The organism is Kitasatospora putterlickiae, from assembly GCF_039527695.1.
GTDB classification, from domain to species: Bacteria; Actinomycetota; Actinomycetes; order Streptomycetales; family Streptomycetaceae; genus Kitasatospora; species Kitasatospora putterlickiae.
In genome coordinates this window covers 5,378-11,626 of the sequence record NZ_BAAAKJ010000087.1, presented here as the reverse complement: position 1 = coordinate 11,626, position 6,249 = coordinate 5,378, and the positions used below count along the sequence as shown (strand labels likewise).

The window sequence follows — 6,249 nt, the reverse complement described above, 5'->3', positions numbered from 1 at the left end:
GCCGGAAAGGTCTCGGCGAGGAACGCCTCCCAGCCGCGGGCGCCCCGGTCGGCCCCGGGCCCGGCCAGGTTGACGCCCTCCCGGTAGCAGCGGCCCACCTTGCCGGGGGCGCGCAGCGGCAGCGTCGGGCGGCGCTTGCCGGCCGCCGCCAGGTAGTCGCGGGTCAGGTCGCCGAGCGTGCGCACGGTCGGTCCGGCCAGGTCCGCGACGAGCCCGGCGGGCTCGTCCAGGGCCAGCGCGACCAGGCGCTCGGCGACGTCCCGCGAGTCCACCGGCTCCCAGCGGATGCCGTTGATCACCGGGACGACGGGCAGCTTGGCCATCGCGGCGGCCGTCTTCAGCGTCAGGTCGTGGAACTGGGCGGCGCGCAGCGTGGTGAACGGGACGCCCGACCCGGCGACGACCCGCTCGGCGGCGTGCTTGGCCCGGAAGTAGCCGAGCGGCACCCGGTCGGCAGCGATCACCGAGATGTAGACGAGGTGCCGCACCCCGGCCCGGCGGGCGGCGTCGACCAGGGTGCGGGTGGTGGCCTCGTCGTGCTTGGCGTCGCCGGCCAGGTGCAGCACCACCTCGGCGCCGGCCACCGCCCGGTCGACGCCCTCCCCCGTCAGCAGGTCGCCGGCCAGGTGGCGGACGCCGTCGGCGGCCGGGCGGGGGTTGCGGGTGAGCACCCGGACGTCCCGGCCGGCCGCCCGCAGCAGCGGCACCACGTGCCGGCCGAGGGTGCCGGTGCCGCCGGTCACCAGGACGGGGGCGCCGCTCGGGTCGGTCTGGTTCGTCATGATCGTCTCTCCTTCGCCGGCCGGAGGCCGGGCCTCCGGTGGAGCCGTTAGGTTTCGTGGTTCCGGAGCTTTGACTGACGGCGACGAAGGAATGTGACACGGGTGGACGAGAAAATTCTGGCCGCCGGATCCGCACCGGCCGCGGACCTGTTCGAGGCGCACCGGCCGCACCTGCGGGCCGTCGCCTACCGGATGCTCGGCTCGCTCGCCGAGGCGGAGGACGCCGTCCAGGACACCTGGCTGCGCTACGACCGCACCGACACCTCCGAGGTGGAGAACCTCGGCGGCTGGCTGACCACGGTGATCGGGCGGCTCTGCCTCACCCAGCTGCGCTCGCGCGCGCAGCGCCGCGAGGAGTCCTTCGAGTCGCGCACCGAGGCGGCCGGCGCGGGTGGCGGCGCCGAACCGCCGCCGCGGATACCGGACCCGCTGATCGGCCGGGCGGACGCGCCGGACCCGGAGCAGGAGGTGCTGCTCGCCGACTCGGTCGGGCTGGCGCTGATGGTGGTGCTGGAGTCGCTCTCCCCCGCCGAGCGGGTCTCCTTCGTGCTGCACGACATGTTCGCCGTGCCGTTCGAGGAGATCGCCCCGCTGATCGAGAAGACGGCCGCCGCGACCCGCCAGCTGGCCAGCCGGGCCCGCCGCAAGGTGCAGGGCCGGGCGCCCGCGCCGGACCGGGACCTCGCCCGGCAGCGGGTGGCCGTGGACGCGTTCTTCGCCGCCACCCGCACCGGGGACCTGGACGCGCTGCTGGCCGTCCTCGACCCGGAGGTGGTGCTGCGGGCGGACGGCGCCGCCGGCCGGGACCGGCGGCCGGTGCTGCTCCAGGGCGCCCGGACGGTCGCGGGGCAGGCGGTCATGTTCCGCGGCCTGTCGCCGTACGCGCGCCCGGCGCTGGTCAACGGCGCGGCGGGCGTGGTGGTGATCGGCGCCAACGGCCGGGCCGTGTCGGTGATGGCGTTCACCGTGGTGGACGGCGCGATCGTGGCGATCGACGTGCTCACCGACCCGGAGCGGCTGGCCGCGCTCGACCTGGCGGCGTTCGCGGACTGAGCCGTACGGCCGCCCCCGCGCACCGGGAGGGGTGCGCGGGGGCGGTGCCGCCGGGAGGGGCGGGCGGTCAGCCCTTCCTGGAGAGGAAGTCGTACGCGCCGGCCGCGACATCGTCCAGGTACGGGCCGGCCTGGAACTTCGGCTCACCGGTGTGCTTGCCGACCGAGACGTTGCTGACCAGCGCCGGCTTGCCGTCCTTCACCGCCAGCCAGCCGCCGCCGCTGGAGCCGCCGGTCATGGTGCAGCCGAGGGCGAGCATCGGCGGGCGGGTCGGGTCGTAGGACAGCCGGGACGGCCTGCCGCTCTCGCAGCGGTTGAGTTCCATACCGTCGAACGGCGGGGCCGCCGGGTAGCCGTACTCGGTGATGCCCAGCTGGTCGCGCGGGGCGTTGAACCAGACCGGCACCGAGCCGCCGACCGTCTCCTCCAGCGACGTGCCGCCGTCGGCGGGCTGCACGCGGATGATCGCGAAGTCGTAGTGGGTGGCCGGGGAGCCGCCGTCGCCGCCCTCGGCCTTCCACTGCGGGGAGGTCACCGCCTGGGTGGCGTTCCAGACGCCGAACGGCGCGTACTGGGCCTCCTCGGCCCGCTTGCCGCCGCTCAGCGCGCCGGCGCTGTTGAACGCCGGGATGAAGGAGATGTTGCTGTAGTACGTTCCGCCCTTGCCCTGGTGGACGCAGTGGCCGGCGGTCCACACCAGGTTGCTCTTGCCGGGGTGGGCCGGGTCGGCGACCACGGTGGCGGAGCACTGGTAGTGGTTCAGGCCGGCGGCGGCGTCGGCGCCGCTGCCGGGCTCGTCGGCGAACAGCTTCCCGTGCACGCCGGGCTTGGCGTACGGGTGCGGGAGGGGCTGGGCGTTGACGGTCCTGGGCAGCGGGTCGTTGCCGTTGTCGGCGGGCTGCGCGGACTGGGACGGCTGGGCCGGCTGGGCCGGGGCCTGCGAGGCCGGCTGCTGGGTGCTGGACGGCTTCGGCGCGGCGGGCGGCGGCGTCGGGTGCCCCGGCTGGGTCGGCTGGCCCGCCGGCGGCTGACTGGCCGGGGCGGACGGCGTACCGGGCGGGGTCGGCGCGCCCGGTTGGGACGACTTGCCCGGCTTAGCCGGTTGGGAGGGCTGGGACGGCTGGGACGGCTGCGCGGGCTGGGACGGCGGCTGGGTGGGTGCGGCCGTGGGCGGCGCCGGCGGCGCGATCGGTTCCCTGGGCTTGGCCTTGAGCAGCTTGTCCAGCGTCCAGAAGCCCTTGGCGGCGGCCGGGAGGGCGTAGTCCTTCGCCCACTTCTCCCAGTCGTCGAACTTCCACTTCTTCAGATCGTCGAGGTTGGCCGGCAGTCCGAGGTTCGGCGCGGCGGCGGTGCCCGCCCCCGCGGTCACGGCGGAGTCGGCCGAGCTGTTGTCCGGCCCGCAGGCCGCGGTGGTGAGCATCGTCAGCGCGAGCGCCGAGGCCCCGAGGGCCGTCCGGGCGGTGCGCACGGTACGACGACGGCCAACATTTCTGTCAGTCGATGACATGAACTTCTATTCCCCCTGGATGAAAAACACCCGGCGCCACCGAAGCGGCGCCGGGTACTGCGCGGGGGAGTATTCCACTGATCGTCAGCAGGCCGTCAAACCGGGCCCGTCAGCGGCCGACCGAGCCGTCCAGCCACTCGCGGAGGATGTCGGCGTGACCGGCGTGCCGGCCGGTCTCCTCGATCATGTGCACCAGCAGCCAACGCATCGACGGCGCTTCGGCGTTGGGGCGCAGCGAGCGCACCCCGGGGCGGTCGAGGACGTCGGCCGCCCCGGCGATCACCTCGTCGGCGCGGGCGATCGCCGCCCGGTACGCGGCGACCGACCCGGCCACCGTCTCCCCGCCCGTGGACGGCGCGTCGTCGTCCCACGGCTCGACGTCGTCGCCCCGGTAGGCCCAGAGGAACCAGTTGAGTTCGACGGCGGTGAGGTGGCGCACCAGCCAGAGCAGGCTGGTGCCGGAGGCGACGCCGGGCCGTCGGGCGTCCTCGTCGGAGAGTCCCTCGGTCTTGGCGATCACGCAGTCGCGCAGGTAGTCGAGGAAGGTGAGCAGCGTGGTGTGCTCGTCGGCGTTGATCCCCGGCGGGCGCACGTCGGTCCGCTCGCCCGCCTCGGCGGTGGTGACGTCATCGGTCATGCCGCCACCCTAACCAGCGCCCCCTCCCCGACGTCCCGTCACCAGCCCTGGGCGTGCAGCCAGTCCGCGAGGTGGCGGGCGCAGTCGTCGACGGCCTCCCGCCAGGTGTGGCCGGCCCCGTCGCCCGCCTCGTCGCTGACGTGCTTGACCAGGCGGACCGGCAGTCCGGCCCGGTGGGCGACGGTGGCGACGGCGTAGCCCTCCATGTCGACCAGGTCGGCGTGCTCGGCGAGGCGGTCGCGGGCGGCCGCGTCGGAGACGAAGAGGTCACCGGTGGCCAGCACCGGGCCGTCGCCCTTGCCGACCATCAGCGGGGCGCCGTAGGTGCGGCCGGTCAGGGCGTGGAGGGTCGGGGTGTCGAGGTCGTGCTGGATCACCTGGGTGATGGTGTGGGTGCCCTCCCAGCCGGGGCGCAGGGCCCCGGCGGTCCCGAGGTTGACCACCTCGGAGGGGTGCGGGCCCCCGGCGAGGACGGTGGCCAGCGCGGCGGCGGCGTTGACCTTGCCGATGCCGGTCAGCAGAACCGGCAGGTGGCCGCCGAGGTGGGCGGCCTCCTCCCGGACGGCGACGACGAGCAGCGGTCGGTCGGCGGAGATCGTTCCCAGAAGGCGCATGCCGCCATCGTACGGAGGGCCCGGCCCTCGCACCGGCGCACGAACCGCCCGCGCCGGGGGACGCGCCCGCCACAACCGGACCCCGCCCCTCCGGAACGCCCGGGAACCGCGTAGGGTGCGTGCCGCGTCGACCCGTTCGCCGCCCGCGCCCAGGAGGGCCGGCCCGGGCCGGGGTGGGCCGGGAGTCACGGAGCACGGTGGAAAGCGCACAGCTCAAGATCCGCGCAACTCGGGTGTGGCCGCCGGGAGTGACGGCCATACTGCTGGCAACGGCCGGGCCCCGGAGACGGAGGGCGGGCCACTGGGGAGGGGGAGGCTGGTGGCGACACCGGTGCGTATCGAGAGTCCGGGACCGCCCGCGACGCGGTCCGGCGGCACGGAGGCGGAGGCCGTCCGGCGCGGGCCGCTCGCCCGGCTGGGGCGGGCCACCCGGACGGCCCCGGGGCGGCTGCGGCTCGCCGGGGCGCTGCTCGCGGCGCTGACCCTCGCGTTCGCCGCGCTGACCGCCGTCCAGCTGAACTCCCGCGCCGCGGCGGCCGAGCGGGTGGTCGGTTCCAGCCAGCCGCTCAGCCAGGCCGCCGCCGACATCAACCGCTCGCTGGCCGACGCGGACGCCACCGCGGCGAGCGGCTTCCTGCTGGCGGGCGCCGAACCCCGGGCCGTCCGGGACCGCTACGAGCAGGACCTCAGGACCGCCTCCCAGCTGATCTCCGAGGCGGCCGCCCGCACCACCTCCTCCTCCGGCCTCCAGGAACTGCTCTCCGCCCTCAACCAGAAGGTGCCGGTGTACGCGGGCCTGGTGGAGACCGCCCGCGCCAACAACCGGCAGGGCTACCCGCTCGGCGGCGCCTACCTGCGGTACGCCTCCGAGCAGATGCGCACCGAACTGCTGCCCGCCGCCGCCCGGCTGTCGGCCGCCCAGGACGAGGCGCTGGCCGACGACCTGGCGGACGCCCGGGCCACCCCGTGGGCCGGGTACGCGCTGGGGGCGGTGGTGCTGCTGGCGCTGGCCTGGGTGCAGCTGGCGCTGTTCCGGCGGACCAACCGGGTGTTCAACATCGGCCTGCTGGCCGCCAGCGCGTCCGTCCTGGCGGCGGTGCTCTGGCTGACGGTGAGCGCCACCGCCGCCGACTCCGCGCTCGGACGCGGCGAACGCGAGGGGGCCGCGCCGCTGCGGGCGCTCAACGCGGCCCGGGTGGACGTGCTGACCGCCCGGCTGGCGGAGAACCTGCACTACGTGTCGCGCGGGTCCAGCTCCACCTACTCGAAGCTGTGGTCGACCAGCACCGGCCACCTGTACACCCGCGCCCCCGAGCGCGGCGAGCCGTCGGGCACCCTGGCGCAGGCCCAGGCGCTGGCGCCGGCGGACGCCCGGGCCACCGTCGACCAGGCGCTGCGCGACTACGAGCAGTGGAACGAGCGGCACGGCGCGGCGACCGCGCTGGAGAACCAGGGCGACTACCAGGCCGCGCTGGACGCCACCGTGACGGCCAAGGAGGCCGACGCGCCGAAGACGGCCGACGCCGCGTTCAACGCCGCCGACAGCCGGCTGGCGCACGCCGCCCTGCTGGAGGAGGGCCGGTTCCGGGACGAGGCGCTGGGCGTCGACAAGGACCTGCGCACCGCCGCCGCGGGGGTCGCGGCGCTGGGCCTGGC

Annotated in this window: 6 protein-coding genes; 2 read left to right on the top strand and 4 right to left on the bottom strand. The window is 75.7% G+C overall.

What is annotated here, in order from left to right; translation table 11 throughout:
• A partial coding sequence (locus ABD308_RS09665) for an SDR family oxidoreductase (RefSeq protein WP_344330861.1) occupies nucleotides 1–782 on the bottom strand: 782 nt, incomplete at its 3' end.
• Between the two features lie 102 nt (nucleotides 783–884).
• Between ABD308_RS09665 and ABD308_RS09660 the strand changes: the two genes are divergently transcribed.
• Nucleotides 885–1,835: a sigma-70 family RNA polymerase sigma factor gene (locus tag ABD308_RS09660; protein WP_344330860.1), complete on the top strand. Its 951-nt coding sequence runs from the start codon at nucleotides 885–887 to the stop codon at nucleotides 1,833–1,835.
• A 67-nt stretch (nucleotides 1,836–1,902) separates the two neighbouring features.
• Here ABD308_RS09660 and ABD308_RS09655 read toward each other — a convergent pair whose 3' ends face one another.
• The 3 genes from ABD308_RS09655 to ABD308_RS09645 form a co-directional block, all read right to left on the bottom strand.
• Nucleotides 1,903–3,303 (bottom strand): trypsin-like serine peptidase, encoded by a 1,401-nt coding sequence (locus ABD308_RS09655; RefSeq protein ID WP_344330857.1) that lies wholly within the window; start codon nucleotides 3,301–3,303, stop codon nucleotides 1,903–1,905.
• Nucleotides 3,304–3,451: 148 nt separating this feature from the next.
• The gene (locus tag ABD308_RS09650; protein WP_344330855.1) at nucleotides 3,452–3,979 is read right to left on the bottom strand and encodes a DinB family protein; all 528 of its coding nucleotides are present in this window, start codon (nucleotides 3,977–3,979) and stop codon (nucleotides 3,452–3,454) included.
• Between the two features lie 38 nt (nucleotides 3,980–4,017).
• Nucleotides 4,018–4,593 carry a nucleosidase gene (locus ABD308_RS09645; RefSeq protein ID WP_344330854.1) on the bottom strand — a complete coding sequence of 192 codons (576 nt, stop codon included), beginning with the start codon at nucleotides 4,591–4,593 and terminating at the stop codon, nucleotides 4,018–4,020.
• A gap of 331 nt (nucleotides 4,594–4,924) precedes the next feature.
• Here ABD308_RS09645 and ABD308_RS09640 point away from each other — a divergent pair.
• On the top strand, nucleotides 4,925–6,249 hold a 1,325-nt coding region (locus ABD308_RS09640; protein ID WP_344330850.1), incomplete at its 3' end, for a hypothetical protein.